The following is a 23,736-nucleotide window of genomic DNA, read 5'->3' on the forward strand; positions in this document are numbered from 1 at the left end:
GCCCTCACTTCCCCGTCCGATTGTCGGCGGCGAGCGCCGATTGCGCAAGATTCAGATAGCGCGTCGCCAGCGGCTCCCACTTCCTTGGCTCACGTGGCGCATCATCGAGAAGATGCGCCACAGACTGCCGCGCGCGCAGCACCGCGCGCCAAGCCGCGTAAAGCGACACCAGGCGTCGCGGCGGTTCGCAGGAGAAGCGCTGCGCCACCTTGTCGACAAGTTCGACGCCGAGCGCATTCGCGCCAAGCAGCGCACATTCGACGCCAAGATAGGCAAGCTCGTCGAAGGGATCGACCTGGCGCAGTTCGGCGTTGAACTCCAGACAGTCGAATATGGCGATGGGGTCGCGAAAGCAGATATGCTCCGGGCGCAAGTCGCCATGCCCGTCGACGACCTGGCCCCGAAAGACGCGCTCCTGCAACAGTGATCGGCTGGCCGCCAGTCTTGCGTCGAGAAGGTCGAGCAGAACGGGCGTGCGTCCATGGTCGAGCGCGAACTCCCGCCGCGTCAGAACGTCTCGATTCTTTTCCTGCTCGCGAAAAAACCGCAGCGCATAATCCTCGGCGCTGATCGAGGAGCGTTCCACGCCGCGATAGAACGCCGCCAGGATGTCGCAGAGCGCGTCAATCTGCGCCGCGCTCAAGCGATCTTCGGCGATCAGCCGATCGAGCATCGCTTCGCGCGGCAGGCGGCGCATCACGACAAGCCAGTCGACGACGGCGCCATGGCCGCCAAGCGCCATGCGGCGCATCGGACACGAGGTCAGCGGCGCGACGCCCAAATACACATCGGCCGCGAGCCGGCGGTTCAGGCGCACCTCCTCGCGACAATTGTGTTCGCGAGCATCGATCGTCGAGAAGTCGAGAAAGGGATAGCGAACCGGCTTCTTGAGCTTGTAGACCTTATCGCCTGCCAGAAAGACATAGGACATATGCGTTTCCAGCACCGCCACCGACGCCGGCGCGTCCGAATAGGCGCCGGGCGCGCTGAGAAATCGAACCTTCTCGGCCGTTGAGGGCGAGCCCGCGTCGCCAATGGCGCTCGCTCCGCTATGGGGGATCGGCTGCATCGTCGCGTTGCTTCTCAGCCCTTGACGCAGATGAGCGGCTTCAGAACGGCGACCTTTCGCGCCAATCCTGCCGCCTCGGCGGAATCGACGACCGCGCGAACGTCCTTGTAGGCGCCGGGCGCCTCTTCAGCGACGCCGCGCAGCGACGGACTCTTGACGATGATCCCCTGTGCGCGAAGATCGTCAACGACTTGGCGTCCGCCCCAGGTCCGCGTCGCCGCATGCCGGCTCATGCGTCGGCCCGCGCCGTGACAGGCGGATGAAAACGCCTGGGGCTCGCTCGTCTTCACGCCGGCGAGAACATAGGAGCCCGCGCCCATGCTGCCGCCGATCAGCACCGGCTGCCCATAAGGCCGCAGCGTTTCCGGCAAACTTTCATGGCCGGGACCGAACGCGCGCGTCGCGCCCTTGCGATGAACGAAAAGCTGGCGCGTCTCGCCGTCGATCGCATGGCGCTCGACCTTGCATGTGTTGTGGGAAACATCAAACATGAGCGGCAAGTCTTCCTGCGCGAAAAATCTGGCGAAGACCTGTCGCGCCAGATGGCCGATGATCTCGCGATTGGCGAGCGCGCAATTGATCGCCGCGCGCATGGCGCCGAGATATTTCTGGCCGAGTTCCGATTTGATCGGCGCGCAGGCCAATTCGCGATCGGGCAACTCAATCCCGTAATTTGGCGCCGACAGCACCATTTCGCGCAAATATTCCGTGCCGATCTGATGGCCAAGTCCGCGCGAGCCGCAATGGATCGTCACAACGCACTCGCCTTTGACAAGGCCATATGCTGCGGCGATTTTATCATCGAAGATTTCGGCGACTTCTTGCACCTCCAGATAATGATTGCCCGACCCCAGCGTGCCCATTTCGCGCCGCTGGCGTTTTCGCGCATGTTCCGACACGGCGGCGGGGTCGGCGCCCGACGCGCATCCTCTCTCTTCGATGCGATCGAGATCCTCGGGCCGCCCGAAGCCGCGCTCGATCGCCCATTGCGCGCCGCCGAGCAGCATGGCGTTCATGCCCTCTTCGTCGAGGGAGATCTCGCCCTCTGAGCCGACTCCAGCCGGGACATGCTCAAAGAGCGCGTCGGCGAGTTCCTGCTGGACGGCAACGACCTGCTCGCGCGTCAGATGCGTCAGATGCGTGCGCACGCCGCAGGAGACGTCGAATCCGACGCCGCCAGCGGACACCACCCCGCCTTCGTCTGCATCAAAAGCCGCAACGCCGCCGATCGGAAAGCCATAGCCCCAATGCGCGTCGGGCATGGCGTAGGACGCGCGCACGATGCCCGGCAATTTCGCGACGTTGGTCACCTGATCGAAGACCTTGTCGTCCATCTCCGTCATGAGGTCTTCAGTCGCGTAAACGATCGCCGGCGCGCGCATGCCCGCGAAGGGCTCGATCCGCCAGGCCGTGTCCGAGAGCTTTTCGAAACGTGAAACGTCCATCGCATCCTCCGGCGGCTAAACGTCGATGACGCACTGCGCGCGCCAAAGTCCCGGCCGATCCTCGACGAAGGCAAGTTCGGTGTAGGTCGCGCCTTTCACTTCCACGGCAGGCGCATGCCGTTCGCGACATACGATCTCGCCGAAAGCGCGGCCGTCGAGGCGATGATCTTCGATCTTTACATGGAACGCGCCAAACACCATTCGACGCTCCGCCATTTCGTATATGAGCGCGTTGAGCCAGTCGACGAGCAGCAGGTCGAGGCTGGGCGCTTCGAGCGCAAAGTCCACCGTCTGCTCGAGCCGAACAGTCGCTGGGTCAACGATCGCCGCCATCGTGGCAAGCGCCGCCTGTTCGCAGGCTTCGCCTGGAGTTTCGCCGAAGCCTCGCACGCCGATGTCGGCGTCATGAGGAAAATGCTCCCAGCGCCCAGTCGCCAAGCGATCGCCGATGGCGGTCATCGTTGCGGACGTCAGGCGGCGTCGCGGCCGAGGGGCGTGACGCGGCTGGCTTGCGGTCCTTCGCGGCCATCCTCCTCCTTGTAGCGAACCCGCGCGCCAGGCTTCAACGCGTCAAATCCGGGCTCTTCGACGCTGTTGCGGTGGAAGTAGATTTCACGACCGTCAGGCGCTTCGAGGAAGCCATATCCCTCTTCCGGCGCCATCTTTTTCACGACGCCGGTCGGCGCCGCGTCGTGATGCTTCACCTTGCCGCGCATGCGCCGAACCTGGTCCTGCAAACGGCGTCGCGCCCGCTTGAACGCGTCATTGAGCGCGAAATCGAAATCCTGGAACCGCTCATCCTGATGGGGCGTGCGCTCGATCGCGACCTCGCGCTTGTCTGGAAGGACGAGATGCAGGTTGATCTCATAGAGCCCGCCCGTGTGATGATGGGCGCCCGGACCCTTCACGACGACGCGACAGGCTGTCGCACGTCCGTAGCGATCCTCGAGCTTTTCTATCTGTCGCATGATTTGTTCTTGCTGGCGGGATGAAGGCTCAACGCCCTGGAAATCAATCTTCGGCTGCGTTTGCATGCGAACCTCCCTCTGAGCTGAGGCGGACGAGCGAGCGTCCTTAAGGGAATATGGCGAGGGCTGAGCGGTTTCTCCACAAGAAGATTCATACTGCGACGCCATGTAGGACGCCATGTAGGCTGAAACGTCCAATCTGCACGAGGTCCCGATGCCGAGCGACTTCACGACCGCCGACGTTGCAATCGGCCCCCATCGATTGGAGGGATCGCTCTACCTGCCTCAATCGCCACAGGGGCTTGTCATTTTCGCGCATGGCAGCGGCTCCTCGCGCTTCAGTCCGCGCAACAGATTTGTCGCCGAGCGACTCGTCGCGCAGGGATTCGCCTGTTTGTTGTTCGATCTCCTCACCGCCGAGGAAGGCGAATTCCGGCGCAACGTCTTCGATATTCCGCTGCTCGGCGCGCGCGTCGGCGAGGCGATCGACTGGACGGCGGAAAGTGACGCCGCTCGCTTGCCCATCGGGCTGTTCGGGGCGAGCACGGGCGCCGCCGCCGCGCTCGTCGCCGCGGCCGACGAACCACGCGTCGCCGCCGTCGTCTCGCGCGGCGGTCGGCCAGATCTTGCAGGCGACGCGCTGCGGCGGGTTCAAGCGCCGACGTTGCTGATCGTCGGCGGACTGGACTATGGCGTGATTGAACTCAATCGCAGCGCGCAGCAGCTGCTCAGATGCCGGAACCGTCTCGACATCGTCCCCGGCGCCACCCATCTCTTCGAGGAGCCCGGCACATTGGAGAGCGCCGTCGAGCGCGCGGCCCAATGGTTTGTCGAGCATCTTTGCGCGAGTCGGGGCGCGGTGGACGAATAACGTCATTGCAACGACAGAGGTTTCAAGAAATGACGACGATGGCGCAGACCGAACCACCGCTCAAGCGGCTTTTCGAACGTTTGGACTTCGCGCCTCAGCCGAAACGACTGGAACTCGATGTCTTACATGAGCGCTGGGAGGCGGCGCGCGCCGGCGCTGTCGCGCCTCGGCGAAGCGCGATCAGCTTCGCGCCGGAAGAGCGCGGCGCCGCCGAAACCTTGTTCGTTCATCGATTCGAAGGACCGGACGACGACGGCGTCCTGACCGAAGGCGCATCGGCCGCGGCGATGTTGCTTGGTCCCTACCGGATCGGCGATAGGCTGAGCGAAGCGGGAAATCGCCGCGGCGCGGTGCGGCTGCGTCGTCTGTTCAAGGAGGTGCGGCGAACCGGCCAACCCGTGCTCGCGCAATACACCAGCGCGGAACGTGGACGCGATCGCGCCATTGTGGAAATTCTGGTGGCGCCGCTTTCGGAAGACGGGCGCACGATCGACTCGGCGCTCACCGCGATTTCGGCGCATGTTCTCGATGGCGCGCCCAGACGGGCGACGCGCGAAACAGCGGACAGCAGCCTTGCGCTATTCGCGCTCGGCGCAAGCATAGCTGCTGGCGAAGACGTCGCACAGGCGCTTGGCGCTGAGCTCGCGCCGCTGGAGGACCGCGAGTTCGAAGACGGCGAATATAAGATCAGGCCGCTCGACAATGTGCGCGGCCGCGACTGCTACGTCGTCTTCACCCTGAATGGCGACAATGTCGCCAGCAGCGCCGACAAGCTCTGCAAACTGCTGTTCTTCGTCGGCGCGCTGAAGGACGCGGGCGCTCAGCGCGTCACGGCCGTCACGCCCTATCTGTGCTTCGCGCGCAAGGATCGGCGCACCAAGCCCCGCGATCCGGTCACGACGCGCTACGTCGCGCAGCTGTTTGAAGCGCTTGGAACGGATCGTGTGGTCTGTGTCGACGTACACAACATCGCCGCTTTTCAGAACGCCTTTCGCTGCGAGACGGTTCACCTTGACGCTCAGGCGCTGTTTGCGCGTCATGTCCTGGCCAACATCGGGGACAGGCCTGTCGCCGTCGTCTCTCCCGATCTTGGCGGCGAGAAGCGCGCGGAGCTTTTTCGGCTGCGGCTTGAACGCATGCTGAAGCGGCCCGTGGCCAAGGCCTTCATGGACAAATACCGAAGCGAGGGCCGCGTCGTTGGCGATATTTTCGCGGGCGACGTCAAGGATCGCACCGCGATCATCATCGACGACCTCATCGCCGGCGGCGGCACGGTGGCGCGCACCGCCGCGGCCTGCCGCGCCAATGGCGCGGCGCATGTCTGGGTCGCGGCGACCCACGGCGTCTTTTCCGAAAAGGCGGCGTCCGCGCTAAAGAACGCGCCGATCGACCAGCTCATCATCACCGATTCAGTGCGGCCGCAACCGTCCATGGCGGCCGCGCTTGGCGATCGGTTGATTGTGGTCAGCGTCGCCGGCCTCCTGGCCGAGGCGATCAGACGCCTGCACGCAAATAGCTCGATCACGCAGCTTCTGGAGGACGGGCCCTAGCCGCCGGGCGCTCTGGTTGCGTCCCGCAGCGACTCGCGCCACAAGCCTCGCATGAACTTGGAAGACATCGTCATTCGCCGAATGTCCAAGAGCGAAGTTGATCGCGCGCTCGATTGGGCTGCGGCCGAGGGCTGGAATCCCGGACTTTATGACGCGGAGAGTTTTTACGCTGTCGATCCGAAAGGATTCTTCATCGCCGAACGCGCGAGCGAGCCACTGGGCTGCGTCTCCGCCGTCGCCTATGACGAGTCCTTCGGCTATGTCGGGCTTTTCATCGTTCGTCCGGCTCATCGTGGACAGGGCGTCGGCCTTCGGCTCTTGAACGTCGCGCTGCGGCATGTGCAGGGGCGCAATGTCGGACTCGACGCCGCGATCGACCTTCAGCAGACTTATGCGCGGTACGGATTCACATTCGCCTATCGCAACATACGTCATCGATGCGGCGGCGGCGGCGAAGCGCCTCCCGACGTGACTGAATTGGCTGAAGTCCCCTTCGACGAGATCGTGCAATATGACCACACCGTCTTTCCGACGTCGCGACCGACTTTTCTTTCGCGCTGGATCGCTCAGCCGCAGAGCGCTGCGCTCGCCGTGGTGAAGCAAGGCCGGCTTGCCGGCTATGGCGTGCTGCGCACGTGTCGCGACGGCTACAAGATCGGGCCGCTGTTCGCGGATGATTCACAAATCGCCGACGCGCTGTTTCAAGGCTTATGCGCGCGAGCCGCGGGCGCCCCGGTGTTTCTCGATACGCCCGAAGCGAACTCCGCCGCCATCGCGCTGGCGCAGCGACGTCAGATGACCGCCGTGTTCGACACGGCGCGCATGTTTACGGAAGGAACGCCGCCGGGACGCATCGACCGCTGCTACGGCGTCACGACCTTCGAACTCGGGTGATTCGCTTCGCCGGACAGGGCACAGAGGCGATCGATAAGATCAGACGCCGTGAGGCTCGGCGCGATCAGCGCCGGATCGTCGTCGGCTTCGCCCGAACGGTTGACGCGCGGCGACACGATCCATTCCTGCAGAGCCTCTTCGGGCGGCGCGCGAAGCAACGCCCCGGGATCCTCGCCCGACATCCATGCATTGGCGTCGCGCCAGTCGAGGATGACCGGCATGCGATCATGGAAACGGCGCATCCAGCTATTCGCTGGACCGACGATGATCGTCGCGGACTCGATCTTCTTATCGCTCTCGACGTCGCGACAGCTCTCGCACACGCCGGCGAATGCGAGCGGGCGGCCGTCGGGCGCCGTGAAATAATGCGCAGTCCTAGCGCCTTTCGCCCCGGTCCATTCATAGAAGCCCGACGCCGGGATAATGCAGCGCCGAGATGCGAAGGCCGAGCGAAACATCGGCTTTTCGGCGATCGTCTCGGCGCGCGCATTGAAGGTTGCAGGCAGTTCGCGCAGAGGCTTCTTCCACCAGGAGGGCGCGAAACCCCAACGCATCTGAACAAGCTCATGTCCCGCGGGCGTCGGTCTGATGACCTCGATCATCGTCGTCGGCGCCACATTATAGCGCGGCTGCAGATTGCGCGGCTGGCCGATCAAATCGGCAAGCCGCTGGAGCTCCTCCCAGGAAAGATGCTGCGTAAAGCGCCCGCACATGGGCGAGACCGTCCTGTCTCAGTAGTAGCGCCGATGACGGCGATAGTAATATGGGCGCGGCGCCGTCGCGGCGCCAATGATCGCGCCGCCCGCTGCGCCGACCGCCGCCGTGGCGAGCGTCGGACCGGCGAGTCCGCCCGAGGCAAGCGCGCCAATGCCGGCGCCGCCCAGACCGCCGATGACGCCGCCGCCGAGAGCGCGCTCCGCCGGCGTGTAGCAGCCATAAAGCGGCAGTGAAGCCGTCAGAAGCGTCGCAAGGATGAGGGCTTTCTTGACCCGGCGGGGCGTGGCGATGCTGTGCATTTTCATTCCCTTGTTCATGGTCTTGCCGCGTTGGCGCGGAAGCCAAGCCTTCGCGGCGCATCGTCGAATGAACCCAGATTTGCGCCAGAACGATGGCCCCGGCGTGATGGCTCCAGCCGGCGGCGCCCGATGTCGGCGTGCACACTGATGTTGCGGTTCTTTCTAATAGGAATATTTCGCAAATAGAAATCTTCCGACAACGCTTTCTGAAAGATTTCCGATGAGGGATCAATTGTATTGACGCAAGGAGGCGCCTGCTAAATCTTTGCGCCATACACGCGGCGCCGCTGAGACTTTCGGCATCGAACCCTCAAGCAAAGGATCGGGGCGCGCAACCCACACGTGGCGTTTCGGGCCCTCAAGGAGATAATGATGTGCGAACTTGCGCGAGAGAGAAAACGCATTGATTCGATCCTCGCCGAAGCGATGAACCAAAACTCGGTTCGACTGTCGATCGATGAAGTCGAGCTCGCCGGCTATGGGCTCGCGGCGCTGCGCAGCCACTATGCGGTTTCCTGTTCTGATGAATGCATGCGCAAGAGATGTGACGAATTCGCCGCACTCGTCGCGCTGTCGCGTCGTGCGCAGCAGCATGCGTGGCAGACGCCATGAAATATTCGGCGACAGGAAAGAAGGAACGCGCGATGTTCATGGCCTCGAACCAGTTCAAGGTCGTCAAGGGCTGCGAAGAAACATTCGAAACGGCTTGGCGAGAGACAAGCGGCCGGCTGCGGGAAGCGGCCGGTCTCATCGGCTTTCAATTCCATAGGGGAAAGGAGTGCGGTCCGCACGTGCTCTATTTCTCGGTGACCATGTGGGAGACGGAAGAGCGCTTCATCGATTGGCGACGCGCCGAACTCTATGGCCCGCCAAGCGGCGACCCTGGACCGCGCTGCGCCTCGAGGCTGGAGGAGTTCGACGCGACTGTCTCCAGAAGCAATCCGCAATAAGCGCCGACGGCGTTTTCTAGGAGAATGACATGTTGGGAATTGGGGACAGCATACCGCCTTTCGTCGTTACCGGCGTAAAGCCGGGATTTAACGAGATCGAAGAAAACGGCGAGACAGCCTTCGAAACGCTCTGCGAGACGAGCTTTCCAGGCATGTGGAAAATCATCTTCTTCTATCCGAAGGATTTTACCTTCGTTTGTCCGACGGAAATCGCGGCCTTCGCGCGCTTGTCGAAGGATTTCGCCGAGCGCGACGCCGTCGTTCTCGGCGGCTCGACCGACAATGAGTTCGTGAAGCTTGCTTGGCGACGTGACCACCGTGACCTGAAGAGCTTGCCGATCTGGCAGTTCGCCGACTCGAGGGGCGATCTGATCGATGGCCTCGGCGTGCGCGCGCCTTCAGGCGTCGCCTATCGCGCCACCTTCGTCGTCGATCCCGACAATGTCATTCAACATGTCTATGCGACGAATCTCGACGTCGGCCGCGCGCCGGACGATACGCTGCGCGTGCTCGACGCCTTGCGGACCGGCGCGCTCTGCCCCTGTAGCCGACCGGTGGGCGGCGAGACGCTTATCCCTGCGGCATGACCGCGGACGCGGAGCCCGGCAACTGCAGCGTCAGACATTTCGCGGCGCCGCCCGCCTTCATGAATTCCGAGAGCGGCGTGACGACGGGCGTGAATCCCGCGTCGATCAGGCGCGAACGAAGATCATCGGAACAGGCGTTGAGAAAAACGCGCCCGGCGACTTCGACAGCGTTGCAGGCGAAAGAAAGCGCGTCTTTCTCGCCGACTTCGATCCGTTTCTCCACTGGCGCGATGGCGCGGATCGCTTCTTGTGACGCGATATCGAAGGCCGCTGGGTAATACATCAGCCAGCCGCCGCTCAGCGGACAAAAGCAGGTGTCGAGATGATAGAAGCGCGGATCGACGAGCTTCAGCGCGACGGCGCGCAGACTGAAGATCTTTTGAAGATGCCTGGGCGCTTCCTCGCCTGAGCGCCAGCCATATCCGCACCAAACAATGCCGCGCGCGTGATCGAGAAGCGCGTCGCCGGCGCCCTCAAAGGGAATGTTCTCCGGCCAGCGTGCGATCGAATAGCCTTGCGCTTCGAACCATTCACAAAACAGACGCTCCTCGGGACGCCGCTCCTTGGCGTGGAATCGACTCACGACGGCCTTGTCGCCGATCGCGAGCCCCGCATTGGCGGTGAAGACCATGTCCGGCAGGCCGGGCGTCGGCGCAACGAAAGCAATATCGCTATGCGCCGCCAGCTTGCCGCGCAAGTTCTCCCACTGCGCCTGCGCGCGCGGCAGCGCTGCTCGCCCGATCTGATTTTCCATCCACGGGTTGATGATGTAATCGACGCCGAAATAGTCCGGCGCGCACATCAGTAGCGCGCGACGCGCAGGCGCAGGCCGTGGCGGCGCAGCCTCGCGCGCCTCGCCCCGCGGCGCATCGCTCAATACAGCGGCTTCAGCGTCGAAGCTCATCAGCGACTCCTCTGGAGTCGAGCGACCGTCAGTCATGCGGGCTGTTCCGTCCCTACGAGCGTTGCGATGTCTTCCTGCTCCGCGTCAAGCGGATGCAGCAGTGAGAACAGATCCTTCGGGTCTGCGGGCTCAGCGATCAGTTCGATCGTGCGGCCGACGCCGGTCTCCCGCGCAAGATCGCGCAACAGCCGCAACACCGAAAAATCCTCGATGGCGAAACCGACGCTATCAAAGATCGTGATCGCGTCTTTGGAGGTGCGCCCTTTTCGATGACCGGCGAGAATTTCCCGCAATTCCGTCACCGGATGCTCCGGGTCGAGTTGCTGAATTTCGCCCTCGCTGCGCGTCTGCGGCGCATATTCGACGAATATCTCGGAACGCAGCAGCAGTTCGCGCGCAAGCTCGGTCTTGCCCGGGCAATCGCCGCCGACCGCATTGATATGGGTTCCAGGCTGAACCATGTCGTCGGTGAGTATCGTGGCGAATTTCTTATCCGCCGTGATCGTCGTGATGATGTCTGCGCCGGATGCGGCGCTGCGCGCGTTTGCGCACCGAATGATCGTCAGGCCGAAATCGGCCATGTTGCGCTCGAACTTCTCGACGGCGTCAGGGTCGACATCGAAGACGCGAAGCCGGTCAACGCCAAGAACGGCGTGAAAGGCGCACGCCTGAAACTCCGATTGGGCGCCAAGGCCGATCAGCGCCATTGTCTTGCTGTCGGGCCGCGCGAGATGCGCCGCCGCCAGCGCCGAAGTGGCGCCGGTTCGGAAGGCGGTGGCGAGCGTCATGTCGGCGATGAGCGTCGGATAGCCGGTCTCGACGTCGGCGAGCGCGCCGAAGGCGACGACGGTCTGCAGATTGAATTGCGTGTTGCCGGGATGACCGTTGACGAATTTAAAGGCGAAAGCCTCGCCGTCGCTCGTCGGCATCAGTTCGATGACGCCGCGCGGCGAATGGCTCGCGTAGCGCGGCGACTTCTCGAATGCGTCCCAGCGCATAAAGTCGCGACGCAGATCGTCGACGAGCCGCGACCAAAAGCGTCGCGCGCCCACTTCTCCAACGATGCGGGCGATATCTCGCGCGCTGAGAAACGTCACCATGCCTTCCCCAATCGATCCATTCGGAGAAGACTAGAACGCGGCAACGCTAATCAAAATCGCCATAAACTATCGAAATGACTGGATTTTTGTCATTTCCGTCATAGATATTGACCGTTTCAACAGAGGCTTGGGTCATGGACGATCTCGACCACCGACTGATCGCGCTGCTGCGGACCGACGCGCGCGCCTCCTTGTCCCAGCTCGCCAAGGCGCTCGGCGTCTCGCGCGGGACGGTCCAGAACCGCCTCGATAAGCTGATCGCGTCCGATGTGATCCTGGGCTTTACGGTTCGGCTGAAACATCCCGCCGCATCCGATCGCATCCGGGCGATCATGATGGTCGAGGTCTCCGGCAAGAATTCCCGCCGCGTCGCTCAGGCGCTGCGCGGACTCCCGCAGATCCACACGCTTTACAGCACCAACGGGCCTTTCGACCTCATCGCGGAAATCGAGTGCGCCAATCTCGAGGAATTCGATCGGGTGCTGTCGGGCGTCAGAATGATCGAGGGCATCGCCAGAAGCGAGACGAGCCTGCTGCTTGCGCCCGCATGAACGCGCTTTGACCGGCACTTCGCGCGCGTGGAGACTGCTCAGCAGAACGCCCTCCTCGCGCGTGCAGCAGCGACGCATGAGGCGGGTTGACCGTTCGATATCGTTCAGAAGAGCGCCGGCGTCGCCTTGGAGCCCGCCGGAAACGGCTTTTCGTCCCCTCCCAATGCGCGGGGCAGACAGACGCGCGCGATCAGCCCGTTGGGCTCGCGATCGAGCAGCGACACGGATCCGCCATGGTGCTCAACGAGCGAGCGCACAATCGAAAGACCGAGTCCAAATCCGCTGTGCTCGTCGAGCGTTCGTCCCGGCTGACCGCGAACGAAGGGCTCAAATGCAGTCTTCTTGCTTTCCGCTGACATTCCCGGTCCATCGTCGACGACGTCGACCTCGATGAGCGCTCCCGGGCCTTCCGCGATGTAGATATCCACGGTCTTCGCGTGATGCGTCGCGTTTTCAACGAGATTAGTGAAAATGCGCTGCACGTCGCAAAGCGATCCGAAGACCATTTGGTGACCGTCGCCATGGTAGGTCACATGATGCCCGAGGTCGCAGAACTCGTCGGCGACCGTTTGCAGAACGCTGTCGAGATCGACCAGGGAACAGTCGGACGTGTCATCTCCTTCAGCGCGCAAATACTGCAGATTCTTGAACAGCATTGCGTCCATGAGATCGACATCGCGCATCATCCTCTGCTGAAGGCTTTGATCTGACACGAATTCCGTTTTCAGCTTCAGGCGCGTGATGATCGTTCGCAAGTCGTGACTGACCGCCGCAAGCACATGGGCGCGCGCGGCAATCATCTTGCTTATGCGCGCCTGCATGCGATTGAGCGAGCGGGTCAATTCGCGAACTTCCTGGGGACCTCGTTCCGGGAGCTGCGCTTTCGTATCGACATCGTTCGGAATCTGCTCAGCATATTTTGCAAGCCGTCTCAGCGGCGCCATGATCGCGTTCAGCGCCCAGAACACGAAGATCGCCGTGAATATGATAAAGGACAGCGCCGTTCGCGCGCCCTGAGTCAGAATGAACGGTTCGTCATCGGCATGCTGCCAAAGCCATCGCCATATCGAACCGGGAGATTTTTGATGCTCGGCGATTGAGATCGTCGCATAGCCGCCTTTATGCAATTCGACGGCGAGGACGCCGTAATCTTCGGGCGTTGAACTTTCGACCTTGAACACGTCTGCGCCGTCCCACAACAGCGAGTCGATGTGGCGAATTTCGTGGTCAAAGGCGAGGTCGGCGCCGCCGGTCGAGGATGTCGCCGCTGGAGGGCGCGACTCCTGCATCTCGATAGTGGCGTAGGGAACGGCGTGAGAGAGCGCTGAAATGACATTGGCTCTCTCCGAGAGCGGAGCGACGTCCAAAGCGAGGATTATGCTCGCGATGAAGTCTCCTTGGTCGACGATGTGCCGCCTGCCGAACACATGGAACATGCCGATGACGATGGTCTGGAACGCCACGATCGACACGAAAATAAGCAGCGTGATTTGCACGGCCAGTTTGTTGAGCCGGAAACGCCAGGGAACGCGAGTAGGGTTCATGCGCGCGCCACGTGAGTGGAGAAAATATAGCCCTCGGAGCGAACCGTCTGGATGAACGCGGGCTTTTTTGGATCCGCTTCTATCTTCTGTCGGAGCCGGCTGATCAGCACGTCGATGCTGCGCTCGAAGGGTCCGGTCGTCGGGCCATGCGTCATGTTGATCAGTTGCTCACGCGTCAACACCCGATTGGGATTTTCGCACAAAGCATGCAACAGATCGAATTCTGCGCCGGTCATGGCCACCTTTATGCCGCAAGGCGCGACGACCTCTCGAGCGAGCACATCGACGCGCCAGCCCGAAAAAAGATACGCTTGCCTTACAGCGCGCCCGTCGACGGCGTTCGGGGTTTCAGTTCGCCTCAGCACGGCGCGGATGCGCGCCAGCAGCTCGCGCGAATTGAAAGGCTTGACGATGTAATCGTCGGCCCCGAGCTCCAGACCCAATATCTTGTCGATGTCCTCCGACTGCGCCGTCAGTATGATTATAGGGATGCGTCTCTCGGATCGCACCCGCCGGCAGATCGACAAGCCGTCTTCGCCAGGAAGATTAAGATCGAGGATCAGCAGGTCATAGGCTCCGGCGCTGAACGCAGCGTCCATGGCCGGGGCGTTTGCGGCCACCTTCGTCTCGATATCGTGCGCCGCGAGATAGAGGGAGATGAACTCGCCGATTTCGGCGTCATCCTCGACGATCAGAATTGAAATGGGAGAGGTCAAGGGAGGCGCAATCGCTTTCGTTGGAGTTCGTTGGAATTCGGCGGAACCTAATAATGCAGTCTTTCTGGAGTGTTTCCACCACAAAAAAGACTTCGTCCCGCGACGCTTCAGTAGCTGGGGTCTGATCTTGTCGGATTTGGGACACGAATCAGAAATAATCTCTGTGGTCTGAAAAACTGGAGAAACATCACAGTCACTGGCCTGTCCTATGTTGCCGCTGCGCTAACCGGTCGGCGCCGAGGTTTCGACTGAGCGCGCTGGCAAGGACACCACATGAAAAGCAAGGCTCAGGCTGTCACCCACGACCTGGAAACGGCCGCGGCAGAGGCGAGCGCCTCTCAGCGCCCCAGCTCGTCTTCGCAAGAATGGCTGGGCAAGGACCCAGGCGGACCCGCCATGGATGAGAATCGCTCAAATTTCACAGGAACGATTCCAGCCCGGTTCACGCCGAAGACCGGCCTCGCCGGATTGGCCGAAAATTGGCGCGCCGACGTTCTGTCCGGTTTTCTGGTCTTTCTTATCGCGCTGCCGCTATGCCTTGGCATTTCGATGGCGTCGGGTTTTCCGCCCCAGGCGGGCATCATCACCGCCGTCGTGGGCGGCCTGCTGGTGTCACGAATCAATGGTTCCTTCGTCACTATCACCGGCCCGGCGGCGGGCCTCATCGTGGTCATTCTGGACTCGGTGCAGGCGCTCGGCGGCGGCGACGCCAAAGCCGGCTACCACTATACCTTGGCGGCGATTGTATGCGCCAGCGTCATTCAGATGCTGATGGGCTTGATGAAAGCCGGCAAGATGAGCGCCTTCTTCCCATCGTCGGCCGTTCACGGCATGCTGGCGGCGATCGGCATCATCATCATGGCCAAGCAGATACACGTCATGCTTGGCGTCAAGCCCGACGCGCAATCCTTGTTCGCGACGATCGGCGCGATTCCGGCCAGCCTTCGGGATATGAATCCGGAGGTCGCGATTATCGGCGGCATTGGACTGCTCATCCTGATTGCCTGGTCGGTCGTGAAGAACCGTCGTATAAAAATGATTCCGGCGCCGATTATCGTCGTGATCGTTGGCATGGCGCTTGCGCAATATTTCGATCTTGACGACGAACATATCTATCTCTTCCTGCCGGACACTCCGTTCCTGCCGCATCACGAATTCACGATCGGTCCGAAATTTCTGGTCTCCATCCCCCAGAATTTTCTGTCGGGCTTCGCCTTTCCCGATTTCTCGATGATCCGCACCGGCCTGTTCTGGCAGCAGGTTTTCGCCATCTGCCTCGTTGGCAGCCTGGAAAGCCTGCTCAGCGCAGCGGCGGTTGACAAGCTCGATCCCTACAAGCGCACTTCCGATCTCAATCGCGACATCGCTGCGGTCGGCTTCGGCAACATCATCTGCGGCTTGATTGGCGGTATGCCGATGATCGCGGAAATCGTCCGCAGCTCCGCCAATGTGAATAATGGCGCGCGCACGGGGTGGGCGAATTTCTTCCACGGGTTGTTCCTGCTGATCTTTGTCGCGCTTTTCCCGAGGGTCATTCACGAGATTCCGCTTGCTTCGCTCGCGGCGCTGCTGGTGTTCACCGGCTACCGACTTGCGTCGCCGCTCGAGTTCAAGAAGACGCTGGCGATCGGCTGGGACCAGCTCACCGTTTTCGTGATTACCATCATCGGCGTGCTGGCGACCGATCTCTTGATCGGCGTCGCCATCGGCATCGCCGCCGAGTTCCTGTTCCACTTCTGGCGAAGCGTCAATTGGGGACAGGTGTTTAAGCTGCATCGCGACGTGGTGGAGAGCGAACCCGGCGTCTATCATGTCAAGATCGGCGGCGCGGCCTTTTTCGCCAACTACCTCGCGCTCAAGGGCGATCTCGCGAAGCTCCCAAAGGGCAAGACGGTCATCTTTGATCTTTCAGAGTCCTGGTGCGTCGATCATACGGTGATGGAGAACCTCCATGACTATTGCGAGGACTATGAAGCAAACGGCGGCCACGCAGAGATTTGCGGACTGGATCAACACGTCGCGACGTCAAAGCATCCCCTCGCCCCGCGCAAGCGCAGCGCCTAGTCTGTAAAGTTCACGCAGGGCGCGACCGACCGCCGCGCCGATTCGAAGGTGATATGTATGCCGCTCTACCTGGCGCTGGCCTGTGTCTGCGCCCTGCTCTCCGTCAGCGTCTACGCCATCGTCGACAGGCGGAACCACGACGTCAGCCGAAACGTCTACCGCTTTTGCATCGGCCTCTGCGGCGTCCTCTTCCTCGCTGCGGTCATGCCAAGGGGCGCTCATGTTGTTTCGACGGCTTTGCCGCTCGGACTGCCGTGGATCGGCATGCATTTTCGCATCGACGTCCTGACCGCCTTTTTTCTCGCCGTCGTCAATCTGGGCGGCGTGGCGGCAAGCGCCTATGCGATCGGCTATGGCGCGCATGAGAAGGAGCCGATGCGCGTGTTGCCGTTCTATCCGGCTTTTCTCGCTGGCATGAACCTCGTCGTACTCGCCGATGACGCCTTCGCCTTTCTCGTCGCTTGGGAGTTCATGTCGCTCGCTTCGTGGGCGCTCGTGCTGACTCATCATCATGAGGAGGAGAACAGGCGCGCCGGTTTCGTCTATTTGTTGATGGCGAGCTTCGGCGGTTTTGCGCTGTTGATCGCGTTTGGCGTTCTCGGGGGCGTCGACGGCGCCTACGACTTCGCCTCGATTCGCGAGTCGACCAAGGAGGGATGGAAGACGGGCCTCGTCCTGGCCCTCGCGTTAGTCGGAATGGGGTCGAAAGCCGGACTCGCGCCCTTGCATATCTGGCTGCCGCTCGCCCATCCCGCGGCGCCGAGCCACGTCTCGGCGCTGATGAGCGGCGTTATGACGAAGGTCGCCGTCTACGGCTTCATTCGCGTCGTGTTCGATTTGCTTGGGCCGCCCGCCTTCTGGTGGTCGATCGAGCCGATGAGCTTCGGCGCAGCAAGCGCCCTCGTCGGCGTTCTCTTCGCGACGATACAGAGCGATCTGAAGAAGCTGCTCGCCTACAGCACCATCGAGAACATTGGCATCATCTTCATCGCGCTCGGACTTGCTTTGGCGTTCAAGGCCAATGGCATGGCGCTCCCGGCCGCGCTCGCCTTCACGGCGGCGCTCTTTCACGTTTTCAATCATTCGCTGTTCAAGAGCCTCCTGTTCTTTGGCGCCGGCGCGGTATTGCACGGGAGCGGCGAAAGAAGCATCGAGCGCCTCGGCGGTCTCATTCACTCCATGCCGAAAACGGCGTTCCTTTTTCTCGGCGGCTGCGTCGCCATCGCCGCCTTGCCGCCGCTGAACGGCTTTGTGTCGGAATGGCTGGTCTTTCAGGCGATCCTGCTGAGCCCGTCGCTGCCGCAATGGACCGTGAAGCTCCTCGTTCCGGCGGTTGGCGTGGCGCTGGCGCTGAGCGCGGCGCTCGGCGCCGGCTGTTACATACGCGCCTATGGCGTCGCCTTTCTGGGACGCCCCCGCAGCGAAGCGGCGCGCAGGGCGCATGATCCGGATCGCTGGTCGCTCGGGACCATGGCGGTTTTGCTGACGCTGTGCCTGGTCGCCGGTCTACTGCCGAGCCTCCTCATCGACACGATCTCACCCGTGGCGAAAGATTTTGTCGGCGGCCGCATGCCGACGCAGGCTGAGCTCTCCTGGCTCTCGATCGCGCCCGTGGCCGAAAGCCGCAGCTCCTACAACGGGCTTCTGGTCTTCATCTTCATTCTCTTCTCGGCGTATTCGGCGAGATGGGTCATCCACCGATTTGGCACGACGCGGTCGCGGCGCGCGCCGGCCTGGGACTGCGGCTACATCGAAACCAGCACCACGACGCAATACACAGGCAGCAGCTTCGCGCAGCCGATCCGGCGCACCCTTGGCGTCATCGCCTTTTCGGTGCGGGACCGCCTCGACATGCCGGCGCCGGGCGATACGCGGGCCGCGCGCTTGAGCGTCGAAATCAAGGATCGGATCTTCGACTATCTCTATGCGCCCCTCACGCGGGCGGTGGAATCATGCGCCACCGGACTGAACATCCTCAGTCTCCTAACGATCCAGGAATATCTCGCGCTGGTTTTCGCGGCGCTCGTCTTCCTCCTGGTCCTGGTGGCGATATGACAGTTCTTTTCAACCTTATGGCGCAGAGCCTCCAAATGCTTTTGGTGCTTGCGCTGGCGCCGCTGCTCATCGGCTTTGTTCGAAAGCTGAAGGCGCGCCTCTTGCGCCGCAAAGGACCGCCGATCATTCAACCCTGGCTCGATCTCATTCGGCTGCTGCGCAAGGAGGTCGTCCTCGCGGAAAACGCGTCGTGGCTGTATCGCTCGGCGCCTTATATGATCTTTGCGATGATCTGGGTCGCCGCATCGCTGGTGCCGACATTCGCCACGGGACTGACGTTCAGCTGGTCGGCCGATCTCATCGCCATCATCGCCCTGCTCGGCAGCGCCCGTTTTTTCCTCGCTCTCGCGGGCATGGACATTGGAACGAGTTTCGGCGGCATCGGCTCAAGCCGCGAGGCGATGTTCGGCTCGCTCGCGGAGCCGGCGATGATGATGATCGTCTTCACCGTCTCCTTCGTCGCCGGAACGACGCAGCTCTCTGAAATTGCAGCCTATATGGTCGCGAATCTGGAATTGCGCGCCTCCGTCGGCATGGCGCTCGTCGCGCTCCTCATCGTCGCCATCGCAGAAAATGGACGGATTCCCGTCGATAATCCGGCGACCCATCTCGAGCTGACGATGGTGCATGAGGCGATGGTTCTCGAATATTCCGGGCGCTATCTCGCGCTCATTGAACTTGCCGCCGCGCTTAAGCTGCTCCTTTTTATCTCGCTCATCGCCTGCGTCTTTTTCCCCGTTGGGCTCGCGTCGCATGATGCGGGCGCGGAGGCGATGATGATCGGCCTTTGCGCTTACGTCCTGAAGCTGGCGATCGGCGGCGGCGCGCTCGCGTTGTTTGAGACGTCCACAGCCAAGATGCGCGTCTTCCGCGTGCCGGATTTTCTCGGCGCAGGGCTGATGCTTGGCCTCCTCGCGACGCTGCTCGTTTTCGTAACACGGAGCCTCTGATGGAGCTTTTGACAATCGACATCGCCCATGTTCTGGCGGGCGCGCTCCTCCTGACGAGCTTCATGCTGCTGTATCAGGACAGACTGTCGGGGCTCATCAATATCTACACGCTCCACGCCGTCATTCTGTCGCTGTCGGTCGCCTGGCAGGCCTATTACCAGGACGCGCCGCACCTCTACGTCACGGCTGGCATCGCAGCGATCTTCAAGGCGCTGATCATTCCTTTCAGCCTCCGGCTCATCATCAGACGCCTAGGCATCCACCGCACCGTGGAGGTCGTTGGCGGCGTCGGCATAACCATGCTCATCGGCATATTCCTCGTGGCGCTGTCGCTCGTCGTCATGCTGCCGGCGACCGCCTCCGCCGATCCGCTGTCGCGCGAGGACATCGCATTCGCCTTGGCGATCGTGCTGCTGGGGCTGCTGATGATGGTGACGCGACGCAACGCCGTGAGCCAGATTATCGGCTTCATGTCACTGGAAAATGGTCTGGTTTTGGCTGCAGCAGGGGCGAACGGGATGCCGCTTGTCGTCGAGATCAGCGTCGCCTTTTCCATTCTCATCGCCTTCATCGTGATCGGCATCTTCCTGTTTCGTATCCGCGAGCGATTCGACAACGTCGACCTTTTTGAACTTAATCGCGTGCGCGGAGGACGTTCATGAGTTCCGATCTTTTCATGGTCTCGAATGCGCTTGTGGGCATTCCCGCCGCCGCGGCCATTGCCGTTGCGCTTGAACCGGCCTACCGACGCTCGGCGACCATCAACCTCTGCGCCTCCGGCGCGACGTTTCTCTTCGCGCTTGTGCTTCTCGTCGTCGAGCCCGAAAGCGGCGGCTATCTCTTTGTCGACGACCTCAACATCGTCTTTGTTGTGCTCTCGACCTTCATCGGCTTCACCACAAGCGTCTACAGTGCGAGCTATATCGACCATGAGATCGAAACTGGCCGTCTGACCTCGAGGAACGTCCGCTTCTATCACGCGATGTATCAGTCGCTGATGTGCGCCATGAATCTGGCGCTGCTCGCCAGCAACATCGGCCTTATGTGGGTCTCGATCGAAGTCGCGACGCTGACCACCGTGCTGATGGTCGGCATCTACCGCACGCCGCATGCGCTCGAGGCCGCTTGGAAATATTTCATCCTTGGCAGCGTCGGGATCGCGCTGGCGCTCTTTGGCACGATCCTCATTTACATGGCTGCCGAGCCGGTTCTGGGACAGGGCTACGACGCGATGGTCTGGAAAACGCTGATGTCGCAGGCGCCGCAGTTCAATCCCAGGATGCTCAACGTCGCATTTGTCTTCTTAATGCTCGGCTACGGGACGAAAGTCGGCCTGGCGCCGATGCACGCCTGGCTTCCAGATGCGCATGCGGAAGGCCCGACGCCGATTTCGGCGGTCTTGTCCGGCCTCCTTCTGAATGTCGCGCTTTATGCAGTGCTGCGGTTCAAGATGCTGCTGACGGCCAATGCGGCGGCGATTACGCCAGGCCCGCTGATGATCACGCTCGGTCTTGCTTCTCTCATCATGGCGGCCTTCATGCTTTACCGGCGTGGCGACATCAAGCGGCTGTTCGCCTACTCCTCCATCGAGCACATGGGCATTATCGCCTTCGCCTTCGGCATGGGCGGACCGCTCGCCAACTTCGCTGGTCTGCTGCACATGACGATGCACAGCCTGACAAAATCCGCGATTTTCTTCTCGGTTGGTCACATCGCGCAGGTCAAGGGAACGCAGAAGATCGCCGACATTAGAGGACTGACGCAAAGCCAACCGGCGCTTGGCTGGTCCCTCGTCGCTGGCGTCGTGGCGATCATCGGCCTGCCGCCGCTCGGCATCTTCATGAGCGAATTTCTCGTCGTGAGTTCGACCTTCGCCCGTCAGCCGCTCCTCGCCGTGCCGCTTGTTTTCGGCCTCCTTCTCGCCTTTGGCGCCTTGCTGTTGCGGCTCACCGGGATGGCGTTCGGCGAGCCAAGCCGCGACGAAGGCGAGGTGCAGGCTTCAATGTGGCCTGTCTACGCCCATCTATCCCTTGTGCTGCTGGCCGGAATCTATCTTCCGTCTCACGTCGTGACCTGGTTCCAGAACGTCGCGCGGCTGTTGGGCTGAGCTCGAAGGATGAAAAGATGAACTTTGCCAGCAAACAGATGGAGGCCCAGCCGTCGCCACCGACGTGCCTGCCCTGGCCGCGTGAGATCGTCGACAGAGCTGGTTGGCTCGCTTTCGCCGAAAGTCTTGCGAAGGGCGAGCGCGAACTCCTCAGCCTGTGGGGCGAACCTTCGAGCGTCCACATGGCCGCGCTTGAACAACAAGAGCCGCGTCTGCGCATCCTCACGCTGGAATGCCCTGAAGGCTTTTTTCCATCCGTTGGGGGATTGCACCCTCCGGCGTTAAGGCTCGAGCGCGCGATCTGCGATCTTTATGGGCTCAGGGCCGAAAACGCGCCCGACAACCGCCCCTGGCTCGATCATGGCCGCTGGGGCCTGCGTCATCCTTGCAACGCCCCCGAAAAGATCGACTCCACCAAAGACAGCTACGCATTCCTTCCCACAGAAGGCGAGCCGCTCCACCAGATACCGGTCGGACCCGTGCATGCTGGCATTATCGAGCCGGGCCATTTCCGCTTTTCAGCCAATGGCGAAACCGTCGTGCGCCTTGAGGAGCGGCTTGGCTTCGTTCACAAGGGCGTCGATCACCTGATGACCGGCGCCTCGATCGAGCGCGCCGCGCGTCTCGCGGCGCGCGTGTCGGGCGACAGTACGGTCGCCTACAGCCTCGCCTTTTCGCAAGCGGTCGAGGCGGCGTTCGACGTCAATGTTCCGCCGCGCGCGACATATCTGCGCGCTCTGATGGCTGAACTGGAACGGCTCGCCAATCATTTCGGCGATGTCGGCGCCATCTGTAATGATGCGGCCTTCGCGTTGATGCATGCGCAATGCGGCATCGTCCGCGAACGGATCTTGAGAGAGGCGGCAAGCTGTTTTGGACACCGCCTGATGATGGATCGCATCGCGCCGGGCGGCGTCCTCGTCGATCTGCAGCAAGATAAAGTCACGGAGCTTTATGCGCTGATCCAGTGGATTGAACTCATGACTCCACAGTTGGTCGCGCTCTTCGGCGACACGACCTCGCTGCAGGACCGGACCGTCGGAACCGGCTTCGTCAGTGAAGCGCTCGCAAAGCAATATGCGTGCGGCGGCTATGTCGGACGCGCCTCCGGCCGGGAGTTCGACGCGCGCAAGGCGATCGGTTACGCGCCCTATCCGCAACTGGCGTTTGAGATCGGCAGCTCGAAGGAGGGCGACGTCGACGCGCGCGTCTGGGTCCGGTTTGACGAAATCAAAGCCTCGCTGCAAATCGTCAGACAGATTCTCGACGAGGCGCCGGAGGGTCCGATCATCGCCGCCTGGGCGCTGCCGGAAGACTGGACGCGCGAAGGCGCCGCGCTTGTTGAAGGATTCCGCGGCGACATCTTTGTTTGGCTGCGCATGCGCGCTGACGGCGTCGTGCAGCGCTGCCACTTGCGCGATCCGTCCTGGTTTCAATGGCCGCTGCTCGAAGCGGCGATCAAGGACAACATCGTCGCCGACTTCCCGCTCTGCAACAAATCCTTCAACTGTTCCTACTCGGGGCACGATCTCTAGGACGCGCGCACGATGCAGAAATTCTTGCTTCAGGGCTTGCTCCGCCGCGCTCTGACCGAACAGGCTCCCATTCCGAATGCGACGTCCATCGCGGAACTTGGCTACACGCTGGGGCGCACGACGCGTCAGAAACTCGGCCGTAGCCTATCGATCCGCGAAGTCGATGCAGGCTCCTGCAATGGCTGCGAACTGGAAATTCATGCGCTCAGCAACGCCTACTACGATCTCGAAAGGTTCGGCCTGCGTTTTGTCGCGTCGCCGCGCCACGCTGACGTCCTGCTTGTCACCGGTCCGGTGACCAAAAACATGCGCGAAGCGCTTGAGCGAACCTATGCCGCGACGCCGGATCCAAAATGGGTGATCGCTGTCGGCGACTGCGCCTTTGACGGCGGCGTCTATTCCGAAAGCTATGCGTGCATTGGCGCCGTCGCGAAGGTCGTCCCCGTTGATCTCCATATCCGCGGCTGTCCACCTGATCCGACGACGCTGCTCAAGGGGCTGATCGCCTTCGTTGAGACGATGAAATGACCGATTCGGCCGGACCTTCGCCCACGAATGTGGCTGCGGGCGGTCTGGGCCCTGGAGACAGCCGCTTTGTCGAATGCGCGAGCCGCGCAAACTCGAGAAAACCCAACATATGAAACTTGGCTGTGCGGCAGTCGGCGCTTGACGGCCCCTGCCGCAATCGCGTCACTTTGAATTCTTAAAGCTCGGCAGCCGGAGCTATCGCCGATTTTTGGTGACGGCCTGAAGGATCAGGCGGCGGCGGTTTGGGGCTGAGAATCGGTCGGCTTGGCGGCGACCTCGAGCCCGTCGATGAACTTCACACCCTCGATGATCTTTAGCAACTGGTTATGGCC

General features: G+C 61.9%; 24 protein-coding genes. 13 read left to right on the plus strand and 11 right to left on the minus strand.

Translation table 11 applies throughout. The features are described 5' to 3' along the window. Positions 1 to 4: 4 nt before the first annotated feature. Genes ACR65T_RS09010 through ACR65T_RS09025 form a run of 4 tightly spaced genes read right to left on the minus strand, consistent with a single transcriptional unit; the run spans position 5 to position 3,548 of the window. Positions 5 to 1,069 carry a hypothetical protein gene (locus ACR65T_RS09010; protein WP_434496161.1) on the minus strand — a complete coding sequence of 355 codons (1,065 nt, stop codon included), beginning with the start codon at positions 1,067 to 1,069 and terminating at the stop codon, positions 5 to 7. Between the two features lie 14 nt (positions 1,070 to 1,083). Beyond that, positions 1,084 to 2,514, minus strand: a complete 1,431-nt coding sequence (locus tag ACR65T_RS09015) for an RtcB family protein (protein ID WP_434496162.1) — start codon at positions 2,512 to 2,514, stop codon at positions 1,084 to 1,086. A gap of 15 nt (positions 2,515 to 2,529) precedes the next feature. Beyond that, the gene (locus tag ACR65T_RS09020; RefSeq protein WP_434496163.1) at positions 2,530 to 2,973 is read right to left on the minus strand and encodes an archease; all 444 of its coding nucleotides are present in this window, start codon (positions 2,971 to 2,973) and stop codon (positions 2,530 to 2,532) included. Between the two features lie 11 nt (positions 2,974 to 2,984). Beyond that, entirely contained in the window at positions 2,985 to 3,548 is a 564-nt protein-coding gene (locus ACR65T_RS09025; protein WP_434496164.1) for a cold shock domain-containing protein, read from the minus strand. Between the two features lie 148 nt (positions 3,549 to 3,696). Here ACR65T_RS09025 and ACR65T_RS09030 point away from each other — a divergent pair, with 148 nt between their 5' ends. From ACR65T_RS09030 to ACR65T_RS09040, 3 genes are read left to right on the plus strand one after another with little or no spacing between them, the layout of a single operon-like run. After that, positions 3,697 to 4,353 (plus strand): dienelactone hydrolase family protein, encoded by a 657-nt coding sequence (locus ACR65T_RS09030; protein ID WP_434496165.1) that lies wholly within the window; start codon positions 3,697 to 3,699, stop codon positions 4,351 to 4,353. A 29-nt stretch (positions 4,354 to 4,382) separates the two neighbouring features. Beyond that, positions 4,383 to 5,903, plus strand: coding sequence for a ribose-phosphate diphosphokinase (gene prs / locus ACR65T_RS09035; RefSeq protein WP_434496166.1), 1,521 nt, complete (start codon positions 4,383 to 4,385; stop codon positions 5,901 to 5,903). A 51-nt stretch (positions 5,904 to 5,954) separates the two neighbouring features. Beyond that, positions 5,955 to 6,797, plus strand: coding sequence for a GNAT family N-acetyltransferase (locus ACR65T_RS09040; protein WP_434496167.1), 843 nt, complete (start codon positions 5,955 to 5,957; stop codon positions 6,795 to 6,797). On the opposite strand, the gene ACR65T_RS09045 is transcribed toward ACR65T_RS09040, so the two are convergent. The 3 genes from ACR65T_RS09045 to ACR65T_RS09055 all read right to left on the minus strand — a co-directional run bounded on the left by ACR65T_RS09045 (position 6,767) and on the right by ACR65T_RS09055 (position 8,407). After that, positions 6,767 to 7,510 carry an SOS response-associated peptidase gene (locus ACR65T_RS09045; protein WP_434496168.1) on the minus strand — a complete coding sequence of 248 codons (744 nt, stop codon included), beginning with the start codon at positions 7,508 to 7,510 and terminating at the stop codon, positions 6,767 to 6,769. The genes ACR65T_RS09040 and ACR65T_RS09045 overlap by 31 nt on opposite strands. A gap of 18 nt (positions 7,511 to 7,528) precedes the next feature. After that, the gene (locus ACR65T_RS09050; protein ID WP_434496169.1) at positions 7,529 to 7,831 is read right to left on the minus strand and encodes a hypothetical protein; all 303 of its coding nucleotides are present in this window, start codon (positions 7,829 to 7,831) and stop codon (positions 7,529 to 7,531) included. Between the two features lie 210 nt (positions 7,832 to 8,041). Next, entirely contained in the window at positions 8,042 to 8,407 is a 366-nt protein-coding gene (locus tag ACR65T_RS09055; RefSeq protein ID WP_434496170.1) for a hypothetical protein, read from the minus strand. Positions 8,408 to 8,421: 14 nt separating this feature from the next. Here ACR65T_RS09055 and ACR65T_RS09060 point away from each other — a divergent pair, with 14 nt between their 5' ends. Next, positions 8,422 to 8,763, plus strand: a complete 342-nt coding sequence (locus ACR65T_RS09060) for an antibiotic biosynthesis monooxygenase family protein (protein WP_434496171.1) — start codon at positions 8,422 to 8,424, stop codon at positions 8,761 to 8,763. A gap of 29 nt (positions 8,764 to 8,792) precedes the next feature. Then, positions 8,793 to 9,350 carry a peroxiredoxin gene (locus tag ACR65T_RS09065; RefSeq protein WP_196401485.1) on the plus strand — a complete coding sequence of 186 codons (558 nt, stop codon included), beginning with the start codon at positions 8,793 to 8,795 and terminating at the stop codon, positions 9,348 to 9,350. On the opposite strand, the gene ACR65T_RS09070 is transcribed toward ACR65T_RS09065, so the two are convergent. Together ACR65T_RS09070 and ACR65T_RS09075 are read right to left on the minus strand one after the other, a co-directional pair. Further along, positions 9,334 to 10,290, minus strand: coding sequence for a dimethylarginine dimethylaminohydrolase family protein (locus ACR65T_RS09070; protein ID WP_434496172.1), 957 nt, complete (start codon positions 10,288 to 10,290; stop codon positions 9,334 to 9,336). The genes ACR65T_RS09065 and ACR65T_RS09070 overlap by 17 nt on opposite strands. Further along, a complete protein-coding gene (locus ACR65T_RS09075) occupies positions 10,287 to 11,354 on the minus strand; it encodes an ornithine cyclodeaminase (RefSeq protein WP_434496173.1) in 1,068 nt (355 codons plus the stop codon). The genes ACR65T_RS09070 and ACR65T_RS09075 overlap by 4 nt, the downstream gene beginning before the upstream one ends. A gap of 134 nt (positions 11,355 to 11,488) precedes the next feature. Between ACR65T_RS09075 and ACR65T_RS09080 the strand changes: the two genes are divergently transcribed. Beyond that, the gene (locus tag ACR65T_RS09080) at positions 11,489 to 11,905 is read left to right on the plus strand and encodes an Lrp/AsnC family transcriptional regulator (protein WP_434496174.1); all 417 of its coding nucleotides are present in this window, start codon (positions 11,489 to 11,491) and stop codon (positions 11,903 to 11,905) included. A 104-nt stretch (positions 11,906 to 12,009) separates the two neighbouring features. Here ACR65T_RS09080 and ACR65T_RS09085 read toward each other — a convergent pair whose 3' ends face one another. Together ACR65T_RS09085 and ACR65T_RS09090 are read right to left on the minus strand one after the other, a co-directional pair. After that, positions 12,010 to 13,449 (minus strand): ATP-binding protein, encoded by a 1,440-nt coding sequence (locus ACR65T_RS09085; protein WP_434496175.1) that lies wholly within the window; start codon positions 13,447 to 13,449, stop codon positions 12,010 to 12,012. After that, positions 13,446 to 14,165, minus strand: a complete 720-nt coding sequence (locus ACR65T_RS09090; protein WP_434496176.1) for a response regulator — start codon at positions 14,163 to 14,165, stop codon at positions 13,446 to 13,448. Before ACR65T_RS09090 ends, ACR65T_RS09085 begins: the two co-directional genes overlap by 4 nt. 273 nt (positions 14,166 to 14,438) lie before the next feature. On the opposite strand from ACR65T_RS09090, the gene ACR65T_RS09095 reads away from it, so the two are divergent. The 7 genes from ACR65T_RS09095 to ACR65T_RS09125 are packed head-to-tail and all read left to right on the plus strand — an operon-like array spanning position 14,439 to position 23,404. Beyond that, on the plus strand, positions 14,439 to 16,229 hold the full coding sequence (locus tag ACR65T_RS09095; RefSeq protein WP_434496177.1) for a SulP family inorganic anion transporter: 1,791 nt from the start codon (positions 14,439 to 14,441) through the stop codon (positions 16,227 to 16,229). A gap of 57 nt (positions 16,230 to 16,286) precedes the next feature. Next, the gene (gene hyfB / locus ACR65T_RS09100) at positions 16,287 to 18,284 is read left to right on the plus strand and encodes a hydrogenase 4 subunit B (protein WP_434496178.1); all 1,998 of its coding nucleotides are present in this window, start codon (positions 16,287 to 16,289) and stop codon (positions 18,282 to 18,284) included. Next, the gene (locus ACR65T_RS09105) at positions 18,281 to 19,234 is read left to right on the plus strand and encodes a respiratory chain complex I subunit 1 family protein (protein ID WP_434496179.1); all 954 of its coding nucleotides are present in this window, start codon (positions 18,281 to 18,283) and stop codon (positions 19,232 to 19,234) included. Before hyfB ends, ACR65T_RS09105 begins: the two co-directional genes overlap by 4 nt. Next, entirely contained in the window at positions 19,234 to 19,896 is a 663-nt protein-coding gene (locus tag ACR65T_RS09110; RefSeq protein ID WP_434496180.1) for a hydrogenase-4 component E, read from the plus strand. Before ACR65T_RS09105 ends, ACR65T_RS09110 begins: the two co-directional genes overlap by 1 nt. Further along, positions 19,893 to 21,341, plus strand: a complete 1,449-nt coding sequence (locus ACR65T_RS09115) for a hydrogenase 4 subunit F (protein ID WP_434496181.1) — start codon at positions 19,893 to 19,895, stop codon at positions 21,339 to 21,341. The genes ACR65T_RS09110 and ACR65T_RS09115 overlap by 4 nt, the downstream gene beginning before the upstream one ends. Positions 21,342 to 21,358: 17 nt before the next feature. Continuing rightward, positions 21,359 to 22,876 (plus strand): NADH-quinone oxidoreductase subunit C, encoded by a 1,518-nt coding sequence (locus ACR65T_RS09120; protein WP_434496182.1) that lies wholly within the window; start codon positions 21,359 to 21,361, stop codon positions 22,874 to 22,876. Positions 22,877 to 22,888: 12 nt separating this feature from the next. Continuing rightward, on the plus strand, positions 22,889 to 23,404 hold the full coding sequence (locus ACR65T_RS09125; RefSeq protein WP_434496183.1) for an NADH-quinone oxidoreductase subunit B family protein: 516 nt from the start codon (positions 22,889 to 22,891) through the stop codon (positions 23,402 to 23,404). Positions 23,405 to 23,736 lie beyond the last annotated feature (332 nt).

It is taken from the genome of Methylocystis sp. (assembly GCF_051061285.1).
Classification (GTDB): Bacteria; Pseudomonadota; Alphaproteobacteria; order Rhizobiales; family Beijerinckiaceae; genus Methylocystis.

Coding starts and splice junctions, on each gene's coding strand:
- ACR65T_RS09020 (WP_434496163.1), bottom strand. CDS start 2,973: ATGACCGCCATCGGCGATCGCTTGGCGACTGGGCGCTGGGAGCATTTT.
- ACR65T_RS09050 (WP_434496169.1), bottom strand. CDS start 7,831: ATGAACAAGGGAATGAAAATGCACAGCATCGCCACGCCCCGCCGGGTC.
- ACR65T_RS09105 (WP_434496179.1), top strand. CDS start 18,281: ATGACAGTTCTTTTCAACCTTATGGCGCAGAGCCTCCAAATGCTTTTG.
- ACR65T_RS09075 (WP_434496173.1), bottom strand. CDS start 11,354: ATGGTGACGTTTCTCAGCGCGCGAGATATCGCCCGCATCGTTGGAGAA.
- ACR65T_RS09055 (WP_434496170.1), bottom strand. CDS start 8,407: ATGCTGCTGCGCACGACGCGACAGCGCGACGAGTGCGGCGAATTCGTC.
- ACR65T_RS09025 (WP_434496164.1), bottom strand. CDS start 3,548: ATGCAAACGCAGCCGAAGATTGATTTCCAGGGCGTTGAGCCTTCATCC.
- ACR65T_RS09120 (WP_434496182.1), top strand. CDS start 21,359: ATGAACTTTGCCAGCAAACAGATGGAGGCCCAGCCGTCGCCACCGACG.
- prs (WP_434496166.1), top strand. CDS start 4,383: ATGACGACGATGGCGCAGACCGAACCACCGCTCAAGCGGCTTTTCGAA.
- ACR65T_RS09060 (WP_434496171.1), top strand. CDS start 8,422: ATGAAATATTCGGCGACAGGAAAGAAGGAACGCGCGATGTTCATGGCC.
- ACR65T_RS09110 (WP_434496180.1), top strand. CDS start 19,234: ATGGAGCTTTTGACAATCGACATCGCCCATGTTCTGGCGGGCGCGCTC.
- ACR65T_RS09080 (WP_434496174.1), top strand. CDS start 11,489: ATGGACGATCTCGACCACCGACTGATCGCGCTGCTGCGGACCGACGCG.
- ACR65T_RS09030 (WP_434496165.1), top strand. CDS start 3,697: ATGCCGAGCGACTTCACGACCGCCGACGTTGCAATCGGCCCCCATCGA.
- ACR65T_RS09115 (WP_434496181.1), top strand. CDS start 19,893: ATGAGTTCCGATCTTTTCATGGTCTCGAATGCGCTTGTGGGCATTCCC.
- ACR65T_RS09070 (WP_434496172.1), bottom strand. CDS start 10,290: ATGACTGACGGTCGCTCGACTCCAGAGGAGTCGCTGATGAGCTTCGAC.
- ACR65T_RS09015 (WP_434496162.1), bottom strand. CDS start 2,514: ATGGACGTTTCACGTTTCGAAAAGCTCTCGGACACGGCCTGGCGGATC.
- ACR65T_RS09065 (WP_196401485.1), top strand. CDS start 8,793: ATGTTGGGAATTGGGGACAGCATACCGCCTTTCGTCGTTACCGGCGTA.
- ACR65T_RS09125 (WP_434496183.1), top strand. CDS start 22,889: ATGCAGAAATTCTTGCTTCAGGGCTTGCTCCGCCGCGCTCTGACCGAA.
- ACR65T_RS09085 (WP_434496175.1), bottom strand. CDS start 13,449: ATGAACCCTACTCGCGTTCCCTGGCGTTTCCGGCTCAACAAACTGGCC.
- ACR65T_RS09010 (WP_434496161.1), bottom strand. CDS start 1,069: ATGCAGCCGATCCCCCATAGCGGAGCGAGCGCCATTGGCGACGCGGGC.
- hyfB (WP_434496178.1), top strand. CDS start 16,287: ATGCCGCTCTACCTGGCGCTGGCCTGTGTCTGCGCCCTGCTCTCCGTC.
- ACR65T_RS09045 (WP_434496168.1), bottom strand. CDS start 7,510: ATGTGCGGGCGCTTTACGCAGCATCTTTCCTGGGAGGAGCTCCAGCGG.
- ACR65T_RS09095 (WP_434496177.1), top strand. CDS start 14,439: ATGAAAAGCAAGGCTCAGGCTGTCACCCACGACCTGGAAACGGCCGCG.
- ACR65T_RS09040 (WP_434496167.1), top strand. CDS start 5,955: ATGAACTTGGAAGACATCGTCATTCGCCGAATGTCCAAGAGCGAAGTT.